Annotated in this window: 22 protein-coding genes, 2 tRNA genes and 3 pseudogenes; 12 read left to right on the forward strand and 15 right to left on the reverse strand. The window is 68.6% G+C overall.

Features of this window, described 5'->3' with window-relative positions; all coding sequences use genetic code 11:
- Positions 1–46: 46 nt before the first annotated feature.
- Positions 47–1,123: a histidinol-phosphate transaminase gene (hisC, locus tag JWS14_RS22525; protein ID WP_206014403.1), complete on the reverse strand. Its 1,077-nt coding sequence runs from the start codon at positions 1,121–1,123 to the stop codon at positions 47–49.
- A gap of 61 nt (positions 1,124–1,184) precedes the next feature.
- On the opposite strand from hisC, the gene JWS14_RS22530 reads away from it, so the two are divergent.
- The 3 genes from JWS14_RS22530 (at position 1,185) to JWS14_RS22540 (ending at position 2,219) form a co-directional block, all read left to right on the forward strand.
- Positions 1,185–1,910 (forward strand): dienelactone hydrolase family protein, encoded by a 726-nt coding sequence (locus tag JWS14_RS22530; protein ID WP_206014404.1) that lies wholly within the window; start codon positions 1,185–1,187, stop codon positions 1,908–1,910.
- A gap of 99 nt (positions 1,911–2,009) precedes the next feature.
- Positions 2,010–2,101 (forward strand) — tRNA-Ser (locus tag JWS14_RS22535).
- 45 nt (positions 2,102–2,146) lie between these two features.
- A tRNA-Arg gene (locus JWS14_RS22540) sits at positions 2,147–2,219 on the forward strand.
- A 54-nt stretch (positions 2,220–2,273) separates the two neighbouring features.
- Here the strand turns inward: JWS14_RS22540 and JWS14_RS22545 are convergent.
- Positions 2,274–2,747, reverse strand: coding sequence for an ArsI/CadI family heavy metal resistance metalloenzyme (locus tag JWS14_RS22545; RefSeq protein WP_206014405.1), 474 nt, complete (start codon positions 2,745–2,747; stop codon positions 2,274–2,276).
- A 93-nt stretch (positions 2,748–2,840) separates the two neighbouring features.
- Between JWS14_RS22545 and JWS14_RS22550 the strand changes: the two genes are divergently transcribed.
- A complete protein-coding gene (locus JWS14_RS22550) occupies positions 2,841–3,200 on the forward strand; it encodes an Rv2640c family ArsR-like transcriptional regulator (protein WP_072938387.1) in 360 nt (119 codons plus the stop codon).
- 3 nt (positions 3,201–3,203) lie between these two features.
- Here the strand turns inward: JWS14_RS22550 and JWS14_RS22555 are convergent, their stop codons facing one another.
- Together JWS14_RS22555 and JWS14_RS22560 are read right to left on the reverse strand one after the other, a co-directional pair.
- Positions 3,204–3,677 (reverse strand): hypothetical protein, encoded by a 474-nt coding sequence (locus JWS14_RS22555; RefSeq protein ID WP_179377628.1) that lies wholly within the window; start codon positions 3,675–3,677, stop codon positions 3,204–3,206.
- 86 nt (positions 3,678–3,763) lie between these two features.
- Positions 3,764–4,129, reverse strand: a complete 366-nt coding sequence (locus tag JWS14_RS22560; protein ID WP_087561567.1) for a YybH family protein — start codon at positions 4,127–4,129, stop codon at positions 3,764–3,766.
- 101 nt (positions 4,130–4,230) lie between these two features.
- On the opposite strand from JWS14_RS22560, the gene JWS14_RS22565 reads away from it, so the two are divergent.
- Positions 4,231–5,142 carry a LysR family transcriptional regulator gene (locus JWS14_RS22565; RefSeq protein WP_206014406.1) on the forward strand — a complete coding sequence of 304 codons (912 nt, stop codon included), beginning with the start codon at positions 4,231–4,233 and terminating at the stop codon, positions 5,140–5,142.
- A gap of 4 nt (positions 5,143–5,146) precedes the next feature.
- Here JWS14_RS22565 and JWS14_RS22570 read toward each other — a convergent pair whose 3' ends face one another.
- The 3 genes and pseudogenes from JWS14_RS22570 to JWS14_RS22580 all read right to left on the reverse strand — a co-directional run.
- Positions 5,147–5,914, reverse strand: a complete 768-nt coding sequence (locus JWS14_RS22570; protein WP_206014407.1) for an SDR family oxidoreductase — start codon at positions 5,912–5,914, stop codon at positions 5,147–5,149.
- A complete protein-coding gene (locus tag JWS14_RS22575) occupies positions 5,911–6,651 on the reverse strand; it encodes a fumarylacetoacetate hydrolase family protein (protein WP_206014408.1) in 741 nt (246 codons plus the stop codon). The genes JWS14_RS22570 and JWS14_RS22575 overlap by 4 nt, the downstream gene beginning before the upstream one ends.
- Positions 6,648–7,354, reverse strand: a pseudogene (locus tag JWS14_RS22580) (MFS transporter); the annotation flags it as partial. The pseudogene JWS14_RS22580 and the gene JWS14_RS22575, both read right to left, overlap by 4 nt.
- Before the next feature lie 73 nt (positions 7,355–7,427).
- On the opposite strand from JWS14_RS22580, the gene JWS14_RS22585 reads away from it, so the two are divergent.
- Positions 7,428–8,570 carry an RNA-guided endonuclease InsQ/TnpB family protein gene (locus JWS14_RS22585; protein WP_206014409.1) on the forward strand — a complete coding sequence of 381 codons (1,143 nt, stop codon included), beginning with the start codon at positions 7,428–7,430 and terminating at the stop codon, positions 8,568–8,570.
- A 78-nt stretch (positions 8,571–8,648) separates the two neighbouring features.
- On the opposite strand, the pseudogene JWS14_RS51475 reads toward JWS14_RS22585, so the two are convergent.
- Positions 8,649–8,805, reverse strand: a pseudogene (locus JWS14_RS51475) (MFS transporter); the annotation flags it as partial.
- Positions 8,806–8,822: 17 nt separating this feature from the next.
- Between JWS14_RS51475 and JWS14_RS22590 the strand changes: the two are divergent.
- Positions 8,823–9,636 (forward strand): annotated as a pseudogene (locus JWS14_RS22590) (NAD(P)-dependent oxidoreductase).
- Positions 9,637–9,686: 50 nt separating this feature from the next.
- On the opposite strand, the gene JWS14_RS22595 reads toward JWS14_RS22590, so the two are convergent.
- Both JWS14_RS22595 and JWS14_RS22600 read right to left on the reverse strand, forming a co-directional pair.
- Complete coding sequence (locus JWS14_RS22595) at positions 9,687–10,022, reverse strand: SHOCT domain-containing protein (protein WP_095862875.1); 336 nt, start codon at positions 10,020–10,022, stop codon at positions 9,687–9,689.
- Positions 10,023–10,050: 28 nt separating this feature from the next.
- Positions 10,051–10,479 carry a DUF6325 family protein gene (locus JWS14_RS22600; protein WP_072938371.1) on the reverse strand — a complete coding sequence of 143 codons (429 nt, stop codon included), beginning with the start codon at positions 10,477–10,479 and terminating at the stop codon, positions 10,051–10,053.
- Positions 10,480–10,662: 183 nt separating this feature from the next.
- On the opposite strand from JWS14_RS22600, the gene JWS14_RS22605 reads away from it, so the two are divergent.
- From JWS14_RS22605 to JWS14_RS22620, 4 genes are all read left to right on the forward strand, one after another.
- Entirely contained in the window at positions 10,663–11,907 is a 1,245-nt protein-coding gene (locus JWS14_RS22605) for a cation:proton antiporter (protein ID WP_206014410.1), read from the forward strand.
- Entirely contained in the window at positions 11,904–13,472 is a 1,569-nt protein-coding gene (locus JWS14_RS22610) for an MFS transporter (RefSeq protein WP_072938366.1), read from the forward strand. Before JWS14_RS22605 ends, JWS14_RS22610 begins: the two co-directional genes overlap by 4 nt.
- A gap of 103 nt (positions 13,473–13,575) precedes the next feature.
- Entirely contained in the window at positions 13,576–14,892 is a 1,317-nt protein-coding gene (locus tag JWS14_RS22615; RefSeq protein ID WP_206014411.1) for a serine hydrolase domain-containing protein, read from the forward strand.
- 77 nt (positions 14,893–14,969) lie between these two features.
- A complete protein-coding gene (locus JWS14_RS22620; RefSeq protein ID WP_095862878.1) occupies positions 14,970–15,782 on the forward strand; it encodes an NAD(P)H-binding protein in 813 nt (270 codons plus the stop codon).
- Here JWS14_RS22620 and JWS14_RS22625 read toward each other — a convergent pair.
- The 5 genes from JWS14_RS22625 to JWS14_RS22645 form a co-directional block, all read right to left on the reverse strand.
- Positions 15,766–16,197: a nitroreductase family deazaflavin-dependent oxidoreductase gene (locus JWS14_RS22625; RefSeq protein ID WP_095862879.1), complete on the reverse strand. Its 432-nt coding sequence runs from the start codon at positions 16,195–16,197 to the stop codon at positions 15,766–15,768. The genes JWS14_RS22620 and JWS14_RS22625 overlap by 17 nt on opposite strands.
- Positions 16,198–16,249: 52 nt before the next feature.
- Positions 16,250–16,906, reverse strand: a complete 657-nt coding sequence (locus tag JWS14_RS22630; protein ID WP_095862880.1) for a class I SAM-dependent methyltransferase — start codon at positions 16,904–16,906, stop codon at positions 16,250–16,252.
- A 61-nt stretch (positions 16,907–16,967) separates the two neighbouring features.
- Positions 16,968–17,237, reverse strand: a complete 270-nt coding sequence (locus JWS14_RS22635) for a hypothetical protein (RefSeq protein ID WP_095863575.1) — start codon at positions 17,235–17,237, stop codon at positions 16,968–16,970.
- A 104-nt stretch (positions 17,238–17,341) separates the two neighbouring features.
- Positions 17,342–17,743, reverse strand: a complete 402-nt coding sequence (locus JWS14_RS22640; RefSeq protein WP_206014412.1) for a very short patch repair endonuclease — start codon at positions 17,741–17,743, stop codon at positions 17,342–17,344.
- A gap of 15 nt (positions 17,744–17,758) precedes the next feature.
- Complete coding sequence (locus tag JWS14_RS22645) at positions 17,759–18,904, reverse strand: DNA cytosine methyltransferase (RefSeq protein WP_206016155.1); 1,146 nt, start codon at positions 18,902–18,904, stop codon at positions 17,759–17,761.
- Between the two features lie 175 nt (positions 18,905–19,079).
- On the opposite strand from JWS14_RS22645, the gene JWS14_RS22650 reads away from it, so the two are divergent.
- A complete protein-coding gene (locus tag JWS14_RS22650; protein WP_206014413.1) occupies positions 19,080–20,660 on the forward strand; it encodes a cation:proton antiporter in 1,581 nt (526 codons plus the stop codon).
- Positions 20,661–20,690 lie beyond the last annotated feature (30 nt).

Consider the following 20,690-nt stretch of genomic DNA (forward strand, 5'->3'; position numbering starts at 1 on the left):
GGAGTGACGTGCGTTGTACCCGTGGGTAACGGTTACGTCTCGAGCGTTACGCCCGGACCGCGACGTTCGCGATCGAGCGCGCCTCGGTGCTCGTCGCGAACGCGAGGAACGCATCGTTCTCCGCGGGATCGCCGATCGTGATCCGCACCCCGTCGTCGCCGTACGGGCGCAGCAGAACACCGGCCTCGGCACTGGCCGCACCGAACGCTCCGGAACGGGTGCCCAGCGGGAGGTAGACGAAGTTGGCGGCGGATTCGGGTACCTCGTACCCGGCGGCGAGGAGGGCGTCGCGAACCCGGTTCCGCTCGGCGACGACGCCGTCCGTGCGTGCCAGCAGTTCTCCGGACGCGGCCAGCGACGCGATGGCGGCGGCCTGCGCGACGGCATTGACCGCGAACGCGATGTGCACCTTGCTCAGCGCGGTGACGACCGCCGGATCGGCGACCGCGTACCCCACGCGGATGCCGGCCAGGCCGTACGCCTTGGAGAACGTGCGCAGCACCACCACGTTGGGGCGTCCGCGGAACAGGGCGACGCCGTCGGCGTCGGACCGGTTGTACTCGAAGTAGGCCTCGTCGAGGGCCACGAGGACGTCGGAGGGAACGGCGTCGAGGAACCGCTCGAGTTCGGCCTTCGTCAGCGCGTTGCCGGTGGGGTTGTTCGGGTTGCAGACGAAGATCAGCCGGGTGCGGTCGGTGATCGCGGCCAGCATCGCGTCGAGGTCGTGCCCGTGGTCGGCGGTGAGGGGAACCTTGACGGGCGTCGCCCCGCCGACCTGGGTGACCACGGGATAGGCCTCGAAGGAGCGCCACGCGAAGATGACCTCGTCGCCGTCGTTGCACGTGGCCTGCACCAATTCCTGGCACAGGCTCACCGAACCGCACCCCGCGGCGATGTTCTCCGTGGCCACCCCGAGGTGGTCGGCGAGGGCCGCGATCAGGGTGACGTGACCGTTGTCCGGGTACCGGTTCGCGTTGGCGGCGGCGTCCGCGATGGCGTCCAGCACGCTCGGCAGCGGGCCCAGCGTGGTCTCGTTGCTCGCCAGCTTGATCGCGCCCGGAAAGCTCTTGCCGGGGATGTAGGCCGGGATCGTGTCGAGGTCTGCCCTGGTTCGCGGAGTCACCAGGCGATTATGCGCCTCCCGATCCACTGCGCCGACGCCCCCTTCGTGCCAAGGTAGGGACATGTCGGGATTCTTCAGGGACAGTGCAGCCCTGCGGACGTCCGGAGACGCGCCGGAAAGCCCTCAGATGCGTGTTCCGCTCACCGCGGTGGAACCGGACGGTCCGGCGCGGGGCGGGATCGTGATCCTGCACGAGTCGCGCACGTTCAGCGAACCTCTCCTCGATCTGATGCGCTCGCTCGCGATGGAAGGGTGGGTGACGGTAGCGCCGCACCTCTTCCACCGGGAACCGGCGCCCAGCGACGTCGAGGTGTTCGGCGAATCGCTGTTCGCCGACTTCGACGCCACCTTCGACTGGCTGATCGCGCGGGGCATCTACGCCGACTGCGTGGGGGTGCTCGGTTTCGACGACGCCGGGACCGCCGCCCTGCTCGTCGCCACGACGCGTCCCGTCGGCGCCGCCGTGAGTGTCGCCGCCCGTGGGATCGTCGAACCGCTGTCGGAGGACGCGCCCGCGCTGGTGCACGCGGCGCCCGGGCTGAAGGCGCCGTGGCTCGGTCTCTACGGGGAGGACGATCCGTCCACGCCACCGGATCAGGTCGAGATGCTGCGCGACGCCACCGCCAAGTCCGACGTCGCGGGACTCGTCGTGAGTTACGCCGGGCTTGCGCACCGGGCCGACGAACCGCCACAGGTGCCCGACGGCAAGGACGACGACCCGGGAGCCCAGGCCATCGTCGACGCGCAGCGTCGGATCTTCGACTGGTTCGACGTCAACCTGCGTTAGAGCGGCCATTCCTGCGCGCTGACCAGCCGTTTTGCCTTTGTGGTGGAAAGGTGTGTAATCTTTCGCACCGGCGGTCCGAAGGGATCGGAACCACCCCAGGGAGGCGTGCCAGAGCGGCCGAATGGGACTCACTGCTAATGAGTTGTCCCTTTTACGAGGGACCGGAGGTTCAAATCCTCTCGCCTCCGCCACACCGGGCCTAGTCGGCCGGTGAGAGTTAGACAACTGAAGAACATGCGCCCGTAGCTCAACGGATAGAGCACTTGACTACGGATCAAGAGGTTAGGGGTTCGAATCCCTTCGGGCGCACAAAGAAGCCCCGTCGACTGCTGTGATGCAGGTGGCGGGGTTTCTCTTTGTCGGCTAGCAGCAAGACGTGCCCGCGGAGGCCTTCTCGCCGTCCGAGGCGGTGCCGCAGCAGGTGGCCTCCTCGGTGTCGGAATCGCTGTGCCGAGGGCTCGACCCGAACGTGTCGGAGTCGGCGAGCACGGTGTAGACCTCCCACTTCTCGCCGGCGGGGCCGGTGACCCACACCTTGTCCTGGGTGGCGAAGCAACAGGTGGTGCCGAGCTCCTCGTCGGTGAAGAGGCCTTCCCCGGTCAGCCGGGTGATCTCCTCGTGCACTTCGGTGCTCGATTCGACCTCGATGCCGAGGTGGTTGACGGTGCCGCCCATGCCGGGATTCTCCAGCAGCACCAGCTTGAGGGGTGGCTGCGCGATGGCGAAGTTCGCGTACCCCGGCTTCAGTTTCGCCGGTGGTGTATCGAACAGTTTCGAGTAGAACGTGACTGCTTCCTCCAGATTGTCGACATTGAGGGCGAGCTGGGCGCGGGACATGACAACCTCCACCTGTGTGACATATGTCGAATTTCTTGCACTTCCAGAATCCCACCTTTTTGACATATGTCAAGAACCTGGGAGGATGGATTCATGCCCAAGACGTTGCCGGTCGTAGATGTCTCCGCGCCGATCTGCTGCGCGCCCGTCTCGGCCGCCCCGATGACCGACGAGGCCGCCCTGCACCTCGCGCTGCGCCTCAAGGCACTGGCCGACCCGGTCCGCATCAAGCTGATGTCGATCCTGCTGACCGCGAGCGAGGGTGAGGTGTGCACGTGCGATCTCGCGACCGGCGTGGGGCTGTCCGAATCGACCGTCAGCCACCACCTCGGCCAGCTGAAGAAGGCGGGAATGGTCCAGCCTGTTCGTCGCGGCATGAACGTCTTCTACAGCGCTCGACCGGATGCTCTCGACGCACTGCGGGTCGTCCTCGACCCCAACTGCTGCACCTGACGGTCACGACGTTCGCGTGCTCGATTCGATGCCGATGGTGGTGGTCGTCGAACCGAGGCCGATCCTCGGCCAGCCGGCGGTGACCGAGATGAATCCCGACGCCGGGATCGCGTCGAGCCAGTAGTGCGGCTCGGTCCGGTACTCGGGCGGCCCGCTCCCGCACGGTTTCGACGCCGCCGCCGGATGGTAGGGGTCGGCTTCACCCTCGACGTCGTCGACGCGCGCCCGCACCGACAGATAGGACCACCGCGTCGAGGGATCGCCGGGGTCGGACAGTGAGCGGGTCTCGTACTGCGCCAGCTCCGCGGGCCTGCCCGTGGCGGTCAGGGCCATCCGGAGATGGAGTCCGTCCGCGAACGCCACGACCTCGAACAGCTCGAGCGTGAGGTCGTCTTCGGCCGTGAGGAGCAGGGGGCCGTGCACCCGGTGTCCTCCGGTGGTGGGTGGTGCTACTGCCGGCCAACGCGGTCTGCGCATGACCTCTATGATCCCACCGATCCGAATGCAGATGCAATGGTGGACAACGAAGTTCATGCCGTGTAGAGGCCGGCGCAGACCCGGTCTCAGCTGGTGGGCGGGACGAACTCCGGCTGGTCGAGGAGCCTGAGCCAGGTTCCGTCCGGCTGCCTGCGGACGACCTGAGCCCGCGCGCCGGATCCGTCCTTCGGTGGGGTGGACGTGAGCGCGATGTCATCACTGATCAGGGTGGGGAGCGGCGTCTCCGGTTCGAAGTGCGGCGCGTTTGCGAGCACCGACTCCCACAGCTTCCGGATGGCGGCCCGGCCGACCGTCCGGCTGCCGGGCGGGTACGCCATGACGGCGTTCTCCTCGTACAGGGCGGCGACTCCGGCCGCGTCTCCGGCGTTGCTGCGCTCGACGAACAGCCGGGTGAGGTCTTCGGGGTTCTGGGCCTTCTCGTAGTCGGTCACCGGGAATCCTTTCGTGGGTGAACTGCTGTCCCTTTCCAGGGTGGTGCCCCCGCAACCGGAAGTCCAACAGATAGTTCTGCTGAATACTAGAATCATTGGTTATGGAACTGAGGCAGCTCGAGTACTTCGTCGCGGTCGCCGAGGAAGCGAACTTCACCCGCGCCGCGGAACGCGTCCACATCAGCCAGTCGGGGGTCAGCGCGCAGATCCGGCAGCTCGAGCACGACCTCGGCGCCACGCTGATCGACCGGTCCAGCAGGACGGCGACGCTCACGGCGGCGGGGGAGGCGGCGCTGCTGCACGCCCGCGCGGCACTCGCCTCGGCCGACGCGATGCGGCAGGCCGTCGACGACGTGAACCAGCTGATCCGGGGCAGGCTCGTCGTCGGGATGGTCACCGCGTGCACGATCAAGCCGCTGTTCGACGCGTTGTCCGCGTTCCACGTCGCGCATCCCGGGATCGAGATCACGCTGACGGAGGACAGCTCCGACCGCCTCGTCGAACGCGTCCGCGCCGGTGCGATCGATCTCGCTCTCGTTGCCACCTCGACCGCCCCGCCGGAGGGGTTGGACGCCTTCCCGATCATCAGCGAAGGGCTGGTCGCCGCCGTGTCGCCGGATCACCCGCTGGCGGGGCAGTCGCGAGTCACGCTGGCCGAACTCGGCGACCATGCGATCGTATGTATGCCGACCGGAACGGGCATCCGGACGGTGTTCGACGAGGCGTGTGCGGCCGCCGGCCTCCGCCCCGACATCGCCCTGCAGGCGAGCGCACCCGACGCCGTCGCCGATCTCGCGATCCGCGGGCTGGGGGTCGCGATCCTCAGTGAGTCGATGGCCACGGACTACCGGGACCGGCTGACGGCGGTCGCCCTCGACGGCGTCGACATCCCGGCCGTGCTCGCGCTGGTCTGGAAGAGCCTCGGAGGTCCCGCGCTCCGCGAACTCGTCCGGCACACCCGCCGCTCCTTCGGGGACGTGCAGACCGCACCCGCCGCCGCCGTCGGCCGGTGACTCCTCACACCACCGACGTCATCCCGCCGTCGACGAAGATCACCTGACCGTTGACGTACCGGGAGGCGTCCGACGCCAGCCACACCGCCGGACCCACGAGGTCGTCCGGGGTGCCCCACCGGCCTGCCGGCGCCCGGCCGCGGAGCCAGGTGTCGAACTCGGTGTCGTCGACGAGGGCCTGCGTCATCTCGGTGTGGATGTAGCCGGGCGCGAGGCCGTTGATCTGCAGCCCCGACGCCGCCCATTCGGCCGTCATCGCGCGGGTCAGATTCCGCAGCCCGCCCTTCGCGGCGGTGTACGGCGCGATGGTGGGCCGGGCCAGGTCGCTCTGCACCGAGCAGACGTTGACGATCTTCCCGCTCCCACGGCCGATCTGGAACCGGGCGACCGCACGCCCGACGAGGAAGGCGCTGGTGAGGTCGGTCGTGAGCACCCTGTTCCAGTCCTCGAGCGTGACATCGAGCAGCGGCTGACGGTGTTGCAGCGCAGCGTTGTTCACCAGGATCTCGATCGGCCCGACCTCCGACTCGATCCGGTCGACGGACTCGGTCACCCGCTCGGGATCGGTGACGTCGAACGCGTACGCGTGGACACGGGTGTCGCCGAATTCCTCGCCGAGATGTGCGCGTGCCTGCGCGAGGCGCTCGGCCGACACCCCGTTGAGGACGATCGTGGCGCCCGCCCCGGCCAGGCCCCGCGCGAGGGCGTAGCCGATTCCCCGGCTCGAACCGGTGACCAGGGCGATGCGCCCGGACAGATCGAAGAGGTTCACATCGCACGCACCGGATTGCTCAGTGTGCCGATTCCGTCGAGCGTGATCTCGGCGCGGTCGCCCGGTTCGACCGGGCCGGACGTGAACGGGCAACCCGTGAGCACGACGTCTCCCGGTCCCAGCGTCAGATATCGGGTGAGATGGACCAGTTGCTCGGACACGTTCCAGGCGAGCTGCTCCGTGGACGCCTCCGCCACGGTGACCCCGTTGACGCGCACCGCGATCGGCACGTCGCCGGGGTCGAGGTCCGTTTCGATCCACGGGCCCAGCGGGGTGAAGCCGTCGCCGTGTTTCGCCTGGGTGAGCTTGTCGTCCAGTGCGATCTGCTCCACGGCGGTGACGTCGTTGCCGATCGTGTAGCCGAGGATCGCGGACGGAACGTCCTCGGGGCGCAGGTTGCGGCACGTGCGCCGGATGACGACGGCCAGTTCGCCCTCCACGACGACCTTCCCCAGCCGTTCGTCGACGACGATCGGATGTTCGGGGCCGATCACCGTGCGCGCCGACTTCATGAACGCTTGCAACGGGAGGTCGCGATCTCCGGGTGCGCCGTTGTGCGCCATCCCGAGCAGGACCCGCGGTTCGGAAGGCGCGAGCAGGCGCGCCCCGTCGACGTCGTGTGCGGGTCCGGTGAACGTCACGGTGTCCGCGAACTGGTCGGCCACCTCGTGCCAGCGACCGTCCCGCAGGCACACCGGCCGCGGTCCCGAATCGGTCGCGATGCGGGCCAGCCTCATGCGTCGACCCGATCCTTGGACGGAGCAACGGCATCCGGTCCGTGCACCGGATCGGCCATCGCATCCCACGCGAGCCCGAGGTCGCGGCCACGGGTTTCGGGTGTCACGAACGTCGTGGCGAACGTGATGACGCTGAGGACCAGCACGTAGATCGCGAGCGGCACCCACGAGTTGTTCATCAGCGACAGCAGCAGCGCGCCGACGAAGGGCGCGATGCCGCCGGCGAGGATCGCGCTCGTCTCCCGGGCGACCGCGACGCCGATGTAGCGGTGACGGTTTCCGAACAGCTCGGGCAGGGCGGCGCACTGCGCGCCGAGCATCACGTTGACGCCGATCCCATAGCTGACGGCGAGGGTCGCGACCACGAGGTAGGGGTTGCCGAGCGAGAGCAGCCACCACGACGGGACGGCGAGGACGAGTTGCAGCGCCGCACCGAATCGGTACACCCGCATCCGGCCGAAGCGGTCAGACAGCGCGCCCGAGAACGGGATGACGAGCATGCCGATGGCGGCGCCGCAGGCGATGGCGAGCGGTCCGATCGACTTGCTGACCCCCACCACCGTCGTCACGTAGCTGATGCCGAGGGTCTGGAAGATGTACGAGCCGCCGTTCTCCGCCATCCGCAGCCGATGCCGCGGAGCACGCTGGGCATCGAACTGCCGATCAGTTCCCGGAACGGGCTCTCGCTGATCCGTGAGTCTTTCGGCGCAAACCCGGTCCTTCAGGGCCGGGATAGCCGATCTGGTTTGTCGGACCGTGTGGCTAGTGTCTGGGTCATGGCGGGGAGGGTGGTGAAGCGGGCGTTCAAGTACCGTTTCTATCCGACTGCGGTGCAGGCGGAACAGCTTGCTCGGACGTTCGGGTGCACCCGGTATGTCTACAACCGGGCGTTGGCCGAGCGGACGCGGGCGTGGTCGCAGGAGCAGCGGCGGGTCACCTATGCGGACACCTCGAAGATGCTCACCGGATGGAAGCGGGACGCGGGGACCGCGTGGTTGGCGGAGCCGTCGAAGGGGCCGTTGCAGGAGTCGCTGCGGCAGTTGCAGGGTGCGTTCGAGAAGTTCTGGCGCAAGCAGGCCGGCTACCCGCAGTTCAAGAGGAAGGGGCGGTCGAAGGAGTCGGCGACCTACTATTCGAACTGCTTCACCTACCGGGGTGGGGAGGTCCGGTTGGCCAAGCAGTCCGAACCTCTGGATATTCGGTGGTCGAGGCCGCTGCCGGAGGGGGCCGTGCCGTCGCAGGTGACGGTGTCGCGTAATGCTCGTGGTCAGTACCACATTTCGATTCTCGTCGAGGACACGATCAGCGAGCTCGAGCCGACCGATCGGGTGGTCGGGCTCGATGCCGGGATCACGAGCCTGTACACGCTGTCGACGGGGGAGAAGATCGCCAACCCGCGCCACGAGCGCAGGGATCGTGCGCGGCTGGTGAAGGCGCAGCGGGCACTGGCCAAGAAGCAGAAGGGGTCCCGGAACCGGGCCAAGGCCCGACTGAAGGTCGCGAAGATTCATGGTCGGATCGCCGATCGGCGCCGCGATTATCTGCACACACTTTCCACTCGACTGGTGCGCGAAAACCAAGTGATCGCCATCGAGGATCTGAGTGTGCGGAACATGGTCAAGAATCGGTCGTTGTCTCGGGTGATCTCGGATGCGGGGTGGTCCGAGTTCCGGTCGATGCTCGAGTACAAGGCCGACTGGTACGGGCGGCGGGTGGTGGTGATCGACCGGTTCTGTCCGTCGTCGAAGACCTGCTCGGTGTGCGGGGCGGTCGCCTCGGCGATGCCGCTGGACGTGCGGGAGTGGACGTGCCGATGCGGCGTCGTCCACGACCGCGACGTGAACGCGGCAAGGAACATTTTGGCCGTCGGACTGACGGTGGCAGCCTGCGGAGACGGTGTGAGACCACCTCGCACATAACGTGTGGGGCGGCGACTGTCGGTGAAACAGGAACCTCGGGACGCGAGTCCCGAGGGGAATCTCGATCGTTCACGGCCGAGAGGACGTCAACTGGTCCTGCTTCTCCATAAACGTGGGGCTCTCCTGCATGCCTGCATGCGGAGCGGATGAACACGGTGACGGCGATGAGGAAGATGGAGGCCAGGAACAGCACCCGCCACACCCAGGCGAGGAGCAGTTCACGATCGATCTGCCCCCGTCAGCGAGGAACTCATCGGTCTCGTCACCCGGGCGGAACCGCGCATCGACTTCGTCCGCGAGCAGGATCTGCTGCCGCCGTCCCGATTCCCGGGCGATCACTCCGGCGATCCGTCGTTCACCCGGACCGCGGAGCAGCAGAAAGCCTTCGACGACCTGGTCGATTCGGCGCAGGCCCTGTACGGCGTGCCCGACGAAACCCCCGCGGCACTGACGAGAACGGCGCGCGTCAACCCCGGCCTCCGCTGGGTGCACACGATGCCGGCCGGCGGCGGGGCCCAGGTGAAGGCGGCCGGGCATCGTCATCGTCGGACTGGGCAGCATCGGCCGGGCGACGGCACTGAAGCTGAAGGCCCTCGGCGCGACGGTCGTGGGAACGAGCAGGCGCGACACCGCGGTCGAGGGGGTCGACGAGATCGTGCACCCCGACCGGCTGGCCGACGTGGTCGGCGACGCGGACGGCATCGTCGTGACGCTCCCCGGAACCAGCGCCACCGAAGGCCTGGTCAGCGCAAAGGTATTCGGTGCCGTCAAGCCCGGAGTGACGATGGTGAGCGTGGGCCGGGGCAGCGTCGTCGACGAGGTCGCCATGACCGCGGCCATCGAGGACGGGCGGGTCGGCTTCGCCGCGCTGGACGTGTTCGCGTCCGAGCCGCTGGCATCCGACAGCCCGCTGTGGACTCATCCGAACGTGCTGGTCAGCCCGCACACCGCGGCGTTGAATCCCGCGGAGGACCGCCTCATCGCGGAACTGTTCGCGCGCAACGCCACCCGGTTCCTCGACGGCGAGGAACTGATCAACCGCGTCGACACCGTCGAGTTCTACTGACGATCCGGAGCCACGACGGCGCGTCCGGCGGGCGGATCGTCGTGGCCCCGTCAGGACCCGAGTAGTTTCGCCTTCGCCGCCGCGAACTCCTCGTCCGTGAGCACGCCGGCCTCCTTCAGGCGGGCGAGTTCCTGGAGGCGGGACACCAGGTCGTCGCCGCCCGCGGGTGCCGGCGGCGGAGGTGCCTGCTGTTGTGCTGCTTGCTGTTCCGCATACTGCTGCTGCGCCGCCTCGTCGATCCGAGCCTGCTGCTCCGCGTCCTTGTTGGCGGCGCGCCGGTTCATCGCGTTCGACGTCGCCCGTGCGGTGCCGGTGATGACCGCTGTCCGGGCCACCGTGCCGAGCAGCCCGGGACGTCCCATGCGGCGTGGACCCCTGAAAACCATGTCGTTGCTCCGTTTCCGTTCGTGACCGTCAGACCGCGGCGGCGATGGCCGCCTCGACCACCTCGCGCGGGATGTGCAGGTGGAGAGCCACCTCGCCGCCGGCGTGGCGGGACGCGGCCGCGAGCTTGCGCGCCCACGTCTGCTCGTACACGATCGCCACCGCCGACGTGCCCGGCTCCAGTGATTCGCGCACCACCTCGAGGTCCTCGTCGCTGATCAGCGCCTTGGCTTCGAGGGACAGGGCGGCGAGTCCGATGCTGTCGAGGTCCTCGTCCACCTCCACCTGGCGCAGCGTGCCGTCGGTTCCCTTGGAGACGAACACGAGATCGAGGATGGTGACCACACCCTGGGCGACCACCTCGCGGAACGTGTCGATCACCGCGGGATCGGCCCGCTCACCCGGAAAGGTGAGAAACAGGAACGCGACCGGACCGACATCTTCAGCTGAAATCGACATCTTCTCTCCCTGCGCTGGGGTGCCCTGGTGTCGATGATCGCCACCGGCCGGTGGATGCGCATCATCCGCGACGGGTGATTCCGCGCGCCGCCGTTCATCCCTGACGGATGATGCCCCGGGGTCCGGGTTCTGTGAGGCTCGAGCCCAGTGCCGTTGCCGGGTGGTTCGAGAGACGGGTGATGCATGCCTTCCGTGGGAGCCTCGCTTTTCTGGATCGTGGCCTGCGCCGTGATCGCCCCGCTGCTCGCCGGGCTGTTCCCCCGCAAGCTGGTGCCCGAGGTCGTGCTGCTGCTCGTAGCCGGGATCGTCATCGGCCCGCACGTCTTCGACCTTGCGGTCGCGGGCAGCGAGATCGACCTGCTGCGCGAACTGGGGCTGGGACTGCTGTTCCTGCTGGCCGGCTACGAGATCGACACGGCCGAGATCACCGGTCGTGGCGGCAGGCGGGCACTGTTGACGTGGCTGATCTCGCTGGCGCTGGCGTTCACGGTGGTGTCGCTGCTGAGCCTGTCCCACCTGGTCGACGCGGGAACGGCGGTGGCCATCGCCATGACGTCGACCGCGCTCGGCACGCTCCTGCCGATCCTCCGGGACGCGGGCGGACTCGACACCCGGTTGGGCAGGACGATCCTCGATCACGGCGCGTTCGGCGAACTCGGACCCGTCGTCGCGATGGCGGTGCTGCTCGGGTCCCGGGGGTCGGTGGCGTCCATCGTGGTCCTCGGGCTGTTCACGGCCGCGGCGGTGCTGGTCGCGTTCATCCCCGCCCGCGTGCGGCGCGAGGGCTCCCGGATCACGGCGATCATCCGGTCGGGGTCGGAGACGACGTCGCAGACCACGGTCCGGCTGACGATGCTGCTCCTCGTCGCACTCACCGTTCTCGCGGCGGAGTTCGGCCTCGACACCATCCTCGGAGCATTCGCGGCGGGATTCATCCTGCGGCGTGCCACCCCCGAAGGCGACGAGACACTCGAAACCAAACTCGACGGCCTCGCGTTCGGTTTCCTGATCCCGATCTTCTTCGTGACGTCGGGCATGGCCATCGACGTCGCCGCGGTGGCGTCCGAACCCGGCGTCCTGATCGCGTTCGTCCTGCTGATTCTGCTGGTGCGGTCGGGACCGGTCTACGTCGCCGGAAGATTCGACCGCGGCGCCGACGGTACGGACCCGCCCTTCACCGTCCGCGAACGCACCCAGCTGGCGCTGTACGCGGGAACCGGTCTGCCGCTGATCGTCGCCGTCACCGGAGTGGCCGTCGACTCGGGCGACATGACGTCCGCCAATGCCTCCGTGCTCGTCGCGGCGGGTGCGATCACCGTCCTCCTCTTCCCGCTCGCGGCATCGTTGCTCGCGTCGGCGCCCGAACCGGTGGCCGACTCGACCGGCCCGGGCGCACGAGGAGACCAGAACCCCGGGAGCAGACCGTGACTCGAACCGAATCGACGCAGGCGCCGGCCCGCGCGACGCTGACCCTCGCGACCCTCATCCTCGTCGCCGCCGTCGCCAACCTGAACCTGTCCGTCGCGAACGTCGCGCTCCCCGACATCGGCCGCGCGTTCGACGCGAGTCAGACGCAGCTGAACCTCATCGCAGTGGCCTACTCCCTCGGGCTGGCCGCGTCGGTCCTCTACCTCGGGGCGCTCGGCGACCGCTACGGGCGCAAGCAGATGCTGGTGCTCGGCATGGCGCTGTCGCTGCCGGCGTCGGCGATCGCGGGTTTCGCCGGGAACTTCGAAATACTTTTTCTCGCACGAGTTCTCGGCGGCGTCTCCGCCGGGCTCGCGTTCCCCACCACCCTCGCGATCATCACCGCGCTGTGGTCGGGACCGCCGCGCACCAAGGCGATCGCACTGTGGTCGGCTCTCGGTGGCGCGATCTCCTCGCTCGGACCGATCGTGTCGGGGGCGCTCCTCGAGCAGTTCCATTGGGGCTCGGTGTTCCTCGTGACCCTTCCGCTCGCCGGTCTCGCCCTCGTCAGCGCCATCCTGTGGGTGCCCGCCCACGTCAACGAAACGACCGATCCCGTCGACAATCTCGGCGGCATCATCTCCGTCGTCTTCATCGCCGCCCTCATCCTCGCGATCAATTTCGCGCCCGTGGACGGCTCCGGGGCACTCGCCGTCGGTCTCGGCCTGATCGCTCTCGCCGCGGGTGCCGCGTTCTTCCTGCAGCAACGGCGGGCGGCGCACCCACTGTTCGATCTGCACGTCGCCGCCCGCCCGACGTTCTGGGTGGCCGCTGTCGGCGGGGTGATCGTGTTCGGCGCCTTGATGGGAGCGATGTTCATCGGGCAGCAGTTCCTCCAGAACGTGCTCGAGTACTCCACGCTCGCCGCCGGATCCGCGATCATCCCGGCCGCCGTCGCGATGGTCGTCGTCGCACCCCGCTCCGCGAAACTCATCGAATCGCACGGCTCCCGGTTCACCCTGCTCCTGGGTTACCTGTTCGTCGTCCTCGGACTGGTCGTCGCGCTGGTGTGGTGGGACGAGAACGCGACGTTCTGGTGGGTGGCGCTGGCCTACGCGTTCGTCGGCATCGGGGTCGGGTTCGCGGGAACCCCGGCGTCGCGGTCGCTGACCGGTTCGGTGCCGGTGTCGCGGGCGGGTATGGCGTCGGGCACGTCCGACCTGCAACGCGACCTCGGTGGCGCGATCATGCAGTCGATCCTCGGCGCGGTGCTCACCGCCGGTTACGCGAAGTCGCTGTCCGCCACGATCGCCTCGTCGCCGGACGCCGGCCAGATCAACGCGGAAACCCAAGCGGCGCTCACGAAGTCGTACTCCAGCGCCGAGGTGCTCGCGGAACGCTATCCGCAGTACGCCGAGCAGATCATCGCGGCCGCCCGTAGCGCCTTCCTGGACGGCGACGACCGCGCGTACCTCGCCGCGATCCTGGTGGTGTGCGCCGGGGCGCTGGTGGTGTTCTTCTTCTTCCCCCGCCGCGACGAGGAGAAGCGGCTGCTGGCCGAATACGCGACCGAGAGTGCGCAGTAGGGCGAACGTACCGTCGGTCGCCTCGGAAGCGCCGAAAGGTACATTCGCCCGGCGGTCGCGGGGTAAATTCCCGAGAGGGGCACCTCGACGACGGGACCGCACGATGACAGCTCAGGTCGTGACCAAGACGAATCGGCGACGGGGCCTCGCGGCGGTCGCGGCAGCATTGCTGCTGGTGGTGACGGCGGCGTGCTCCGATGACTCCTCCTCCACGGGCACCTCCGCGACCTCGACGACGACGCAGGCGGGATCGGCGGGTGCCGAGGCGGGCGCCGCCCAGATCGACCCCGGTGTCGCGGACCGACTCGACGAGGCGATCGACAAGACGATGTCGATGGCGGCGATTCCCGGCGCGATCGTCGGCGTGTGGGGCCCGGACGGTGACTACGTGAAGGCGTTCGGCGTCGCCGACAAGTCGACGGGCGCGCCGATGGAGACCGACTTCTATCACCGGATCGGCAGTGTAACAAAGACATTCACGGTCACGGGTCTGCTGCAGCTGGTCGACGAAGACAAGGTGGCCCTCGACGACCCGATCTCGAAATACGTGGAGGGCGTGCCTGCGGGCGACCAGATCACGCTGCGCCAGCTCGCCCGGATGCAAAGTGGGCTGCCCAACTACACGGCAAACAAGGACTTCCAGCAGGCGTTGCTCTCCGACCCGATGCGGGCATTCACGCCGCAAGAACTGCTGGGTTACGCGTTCACGCAGCCCGCGTCCTTCCCACCCGGTCAGGGTTTCGAGTATTCGAACACGAACACGGTCCTGCTGGGGCTCGTCGTCGAGAAGGTCAGCGGAATACCGCTCCCGGAGTACGTCTCGCAGAAGATTCTCCAGCCGTTGAAGATGGCGGACACCAGTTTCCCGACCACCAACGCGTTTCCCGAACCGCACGCGCAGGGCTACACCGAGCAGACCCTGGACGAGAAGGAAGCCGTCGCCACCGACTGGAATCCGTCCTGGGGATGGGCGGCAGGCGCCATGATCTCCACCCTCGACGACCTGCGCATCTGGGCGCCCGCGCTGGCCACCGGAACACTGCTGCAGCCTGCCACGCAGGCACAGCGGCTCGAGACGGTGACCGCGCCGGGGCTGGCGTCCGATGTCGGCTACGGCCTGGGCATCTTCGACATCGCGGGCTGGATCGGACACAACGGCAGCCTCCCCGGCTACCAGACCGTGTGCATCTACCTTCCCGAGAAGGAGACCACGGTCGCGATCATGCTCAACACCGACGTCCCCTACGAGGACAGCGAACCGAGCACGGCGCTGGCGGGAGCCGTGACCGAGATCATCTCGCCCGAACACGTCTACCGGCTCAGGCCCGGGGTGCAGAATCCGGACGCGTCGTCCCCGGCCACGCCGACGCCGTCGGAGACCCCGGCGTCGTCCACGACGCCCGCCCCGCCGACCAGCTGACCCCCGACGTGAGTGGCAAAGCGTGCCCGGGCACACTTTGCCACTCACGTGCCCGGGCGCGGTAGTAGCGTGCAGAAATGACGATTCTCGTGACGGGGGCAACCGGGAACATCGGCCGAATGCTCGTCGACCACCTGCTCGCGCGGGGTGCGACGGACGTCCGTGCCCTCACGAATCATCCTGACAAGGCGCAACTTCCGGACTCGGTCACCGTCGTCGAGGGATACCTGCGCAGACTCGACAGCCTGCCCGTGGCGTTCGACGGCGTCGATTCCCTCTACCTCGCACCGACTCCCGACACCGCCCCGGACGCGCTGCGCCTGGCGAAGCAGGCCGGAGTCCGGCACGTCGTCGACCTCTCCGGCCCCCACGACGGCCACTGGGGCGACGTCGCACGCGCCGTCGAGGCGTCCGGCATCGAATGGACCCACCTGTGGCCCGGCGAGTTCATGGAGAACGCGGGAATCCTGGCACCGCAGATCGCCGCCGGCGACACCGTCCGTGAGCCGTACCCGGCCGCGGCGAACGCGCCGATAGCCATGGACGACATCGCGGAGGTCGCGGCCGTCGCCCTCCTCGACGACGGACACGTCGGCAAGTCGTACGCACTGACCGGTCCCGCGACGATCACCCGCGCGGACCTCGTCCGGGAACTGGGCGCGGCCCTCGGCCGGAACCTCGAGTACCGGCAGGTGCCGCTGGACGAGGCGGTGGACGTCCTGACACCGGCGATGGGGGAGTACGCCCGCTGGTACCTGGACGGGATGGCGAGCCTGGTCGACGCCCCGCAGCAGGCGAACCGCCTCGTCGAGCAACTCACCGGGCGCCCGGCGACCACGTTCGCGCAGTGGGCGTCGGCGCACGCCGCCGAGTTCAGCGGTTCGGGGTGAGCGCGATGACGGGAATCGGGCGGTCCGTCTTCTTCTGATAGTCGCGGTACCGGCCGTGGTTGATCTCGTTCATCGTCGCCCACATCCGGTCGTAATCCGGTTCGCCCGGAAGCACTTTCCGCGCCGCCACGGTGATGTGGTCGCGGCCCACCTGGATCTCGCAGGTCGGGGCGGCCAGCACGTTGTGCATCCAGGCCGGCGACGTCGGCGCACCGCCCTTCGACGCGACGACCAGATAACTCGCGCCGTCGCGGCCGTAGGTCAACGCCGAGGTGCGCGGCTGCCCGGACTTCCGGCCGACGCTGCGCAGCAGTAGGGTCGGCATCCCGAACAACAACCGATGCCCCACCCAGCCGCCGCTGTGTTCGTAGACGAACTGGTGCAGCTGAAGGGTTTTCACGAACAGGTCGGCCACGGCGTCCTCGTCTCGGCATCGGAAGAGATCGTGCCCACAGGGTAGACCGTCGTCAGGCTCGGCGAACCGCGTGCAGAACGGTGTCGTGAATCGTGACGGGCCGACCGTCGGGGTCGAGCGCCTCACGGGACGGGACCGCCGACACGAGAATCTCCCATTCCGCGGGGTCCAGCACAGCCGCGACCTGCTCCGGGGTGAACAACATGTCGGGAACATTGGGCCGCCCGACGGACGTCTCCAGATCGGACGGATGGTGTCCGACGACGAGCAGGCGCCCGCCGGGGCGGACGGCTCCCGCCAGGCGCCGGTGCAGGGACTCGCGGGCGGGTCCGGGCAGATGCATGAAATGCGCCGACACCAGGTCGAATCGGCGGGCAGGCGGCTCCCACGACACAATGTCGGCCTGCTCCCACGTCGTCCGGTCCGCGATTTCGGAACCGGCCTCGGCGGCTCGTGCGGCGGCGCGTTCCAATGCCACCGTGGACACGTCCACTCCGGTGACGTTCCACCCGCGGGTAGCCAGCCAGATCGCGTCGGCACCCTCGCCGCTGCCGACGTCGAGGGCGCCGCCGGGGGTGACGTCCGCGATCTGCTCGACGAGGCGCGGGTTGGGGTTGCCGCTCCACACCGCGGTGGTCGAACGGTAGCGCTCGTCCCAGAACTCCTGGCTGAGGAAATCGGTCGTGTCCGGTGTGTGCTCGTGGGTCATGCCCCCACTGTGCCGCGCGGAGCCGTCCAACCGGGAATTCCGTTGCCGGAACGGCAAGCGATTACGGGCTGGAGAACGTGTAGATCCGGCAACCGCTCATGTTCGCGGCCGACACGACGCCGTCGGCACGCGCGAAGTCGCCCTTGGCGGCGAGATTGTTGGCGAGGGCGGCCTGGTCCTCGCAGAAGCCCTGATCCGCAGGGTTGGCCGGGGGATTGCTGATGTACGTGTCGCCGGGGGCAGCCATCGCATAGGCCCCCGGACCGACGAGTGGGACGGCCGCTGCTGCAATCGCAATGGAGGCCGCCGCGACGATACGGCGGATCATCATGCGCCTCCGAATGTGGTTCGAACGGTTGCTGATGACACCATCCTGCACCGATCCGGCGTCGGCGACCAGACCCCCAAGGGGTGGGAAGTGCAACACCTTCACCGTCAGCGACGCAGCGCGGCCTGAACCCGATCCGCGGCGACCACCGGATTCTCGTGCTCCCAGATCCGCACCACCGTCCACCCGGCGTCGGTGAGCGTCGCGTCGGTGTCCCGGTCGCGGGTGACGTTTCCAGCGAGTTTCTCGGCCCACCACTGCGCGTTGTTCTTCGGGAACGTGGCGTGCTGCGGGCAGCTGTGCCAGAAACACCCGTCCACATACACGGCCACCTTGCGTCGCGGAAACACCAGGTCGGCGCGCCGCCGGACACCCTTCATCGGCGCCCGGTCCACGTAGTACCGGGCCCCGCGGCGGTGTAGTTCGCGGCGCAACGCGAGTTCGGGTGCCGTGTCGCGCCGCCGCTGCGCCCGCATCCGGGCGCTGGTCGCGGGGTCGGTCGCCGGCATCGCAGGTCCGTCCGGCTACGCGGCAGCCTCGGGGAAGCCGCCCATGCGGTCGAGGTGGCTCTCGACGTCGTCGATGAACCCGGGCACGAAACGCAGATTGCCCATCCGGGCCCGCTTCAGGAACCCGGCGGTCGCGCGCGCCGACAGCAACCGGGTGTCCTCGAGGAAGCCACTGAGATCCTCGTACGGCTCCTGCACCGGCCACGTCGACGTGTGCACGCGGAAGGCCTGACGGTTGCTGCCCCACGCCGCGACGGGCCACGCGTCGCCGGGCTTCATCGGCGTCTCGATGCCCCGCTCGTACTCGCCCGGCTCGAGCAGCCGCCGCCCGACCCACGACGCCATCCGCACACTCACCGCGTTGCCGACGAGCTTCCACCGATGACTGTTCCGCAGACCGGGCACCAGCGCGGCGGGCGCCGTCCAGTCGGGGTCGAAGCCCTGCAGGCGTTCGGCGTCCACGAGACCCGGGGTGACGATCTCGCCCGACGGCAGTCGCACTGCGGGCGGGCTCGCGATCCCGACGGACGAACCGCCCTTGAGGGTGGGCACCGCGTTGACCGCCCACCCGAGGCCCCGGGTGCCCTCGGTCCAGTAGAAACCGCACGGGAAGTCAGTGGGGTCGTCGACGGGGCGTTCCCCGGCGTCCTCACCGAACAGGACCGCGCGGGGATCCTCGGTGCGGGAGGCGAGCATCAGGACCCGCTGCCGGCGCTGGGGGAGTCCGAAAGCGCGCGCGTCGACCACCCGGTACGCCCACGTGTAGCCGAGGTCCTCGAGGGCGTCCGTGATGTGCCTCATAGCCGCCCCGCGACCCAGCTGCAGCATGAACGGCACGTTCTCGATGAGGAGCCAGCGCGGGCCCTTCTTCCGCTTCACCAACCGGAACACTTCGTCGACGAGACCGGAGCGTGCACCGGTGATGCCCGCGGTCCGGCCGGCCTGGGAGAGGTCCTGGCAGGGGAATCCGGCGGCGACGAGTTCAATGTCCTGGGGGAGGGAACGCAGCTTGGTGACATCGGAATGCACTGGGACGTCCGTGAATCGGGTACGCAGAACCGCCTGGGCGCCCGGGTCGATCTCACAGAGCAGTTCGGTGTTCCAGCCGTGCTCCCTCAGACCCAACTCGAGCCCGCCGATACCGGCGAACAGGCCCACCATGCTCCCGGTTGACGTCACGGCACCCTTCCTCACGAACCAGTCACCCGAGAACGTTACTCGAGATCTGTGGCCGCTTTGACCAACGACCCGTGAGTACTTATTAACCTCGGGCGGTTAACAAGTACTCACGGGTGGCGCAGCCACACATGATAACGAGCCGAGGAGGCGTCCCAGCGTGGATCAGCTGATCGTGGTGATCGGGCTCATGCTCGTCACAGTCCTGATCGTCGGACTCGGTGACCGATTCCACGCACCCTGGCCGGTGCTGCTCACGATCGTCACCGCAGGCGCCGCGTTCGTCCCCGGCATTCCGCACGTCGAACTCGAACCCGAACTGATCCTGCCGCTGTTCCTGCCGCCGCTGCTGTGGGCGCTGGCCCGCCGGACGTCGTGGGCGATGTTCGTCGACCGCTGGAAGACCATCGTCGTCCACTCCGTCGGCCTCGTCATCGTCACGACGGCCGCGGTCGCGTGGACGGCCTGGGCGCTGGTGCCCGGCATCACACTGGCGGCCGCCATCGCGATCGGCGCGATGACGGCCCCACCCGACCCGGTGGCGGTCGAGGCCGTCGCCGAACCCGTCGGGATTCCGCGTCGGCTCGTCGGAGTCCTACAGACGGAGGGCCTGTTCAACGACGCCGCCGCGCTGGTCGCGTTCCAGGCGGCGCTCGCCGCGACGATTGCCGGCGAGGACCTGCACTTCGGGTTCGAGGTGCTGCACTTTCTGTACACCGCGGTGGCCGCGGTGCTGATCGGTCTGGCGTCCGGCTGGGTGGGTTCGTGGCTGGTGGTGCGGATCGTGGACGTCCCCGGTCGCAGCGGACTGACCCTGGTCATCCCGTTCGTCGTGTACCTGCTGGCCGAGGAGATCCACGCGTCCGGCGTCATCGCCGTGGTGGTCGCCGCGGTGCAGATGAGCGCCGCCGACTCCGAGGTGGACGCCGAGGACCGCCTGGCCAGTGCCTCCTTCTGGCACGTCGCCGAACTGCTGGTCACCGGCATCGCGTTCGGTCTGATGGGTCTCGAATTCCGCCAGATCGTCGACGACGCCGGCAGCGACCTGTGGACGATGGTGTGGCACGGCGTCGTCATCGGGGTGGTGCTGGTGGTGGTCCGAGCGCTGTGGATGGGGGTCACCTGGCTGTACATCCGCGGCTACGAGGACAACGCGTCGTCCGCGCCCCGCACGCCCGCCGAAGCCGTGGTCATGACGTGGTGCGGGATGCGCGGACTCGTCACCCTGGCGTTGGCGCTGAGTCTGCCGGTCGACGACTTCCCGTGGCGGTCCGAAGCCGTCGTCATCGCGGCCGTCGTGCTGGTGATGAGCATGGTCATTCCGGGATTCACGCTGCCGTGGCTGGTGAAGGCGCTCGGCGTCGCCGGGGTCGCGGACGCGGAGGACGCCGAGGAGCGGGCGCTGGTCGAGCGGGCACGGCACGCGGCTCTCGAGGTCGTGACCTCCGCGCCCACCACGCTGCCGCCCGAATCGGTGGCCCGGCTCAAGGCCCTCTACGACCGCCTCGAGGAGGACTCCGCACCCGGCATCCACTCGCCCGAATACTCGCAGCGCATCGAACAACTCAAGACCCGCCGCGACGAACTGCGGGCGCTGCAGCGCGGGGCGCTGACCGCGGCGCAGGCAGAAGTGTTGCGGGCGCGCAACGAAAAGGGGCAGGACCCGCACGTCGTCGACCGCGTACTCGAGCGTCTGGACCGCCTGTCCTCGGCGAGCAACACGCAGACTTTCCACCACTGAGAGTCCTAGACTTCCTGTAGGTGGGAACAC

Source organism: Rhodococcus koreensis (assembly GCF_017068375.1).
Lineage (GTDB): Bacteria > Actinomycetota > Actinomycetes > Mycobacteriales > Mycobacteriaceae > Rhodococcus_F > Rhodococcus_F koreensis.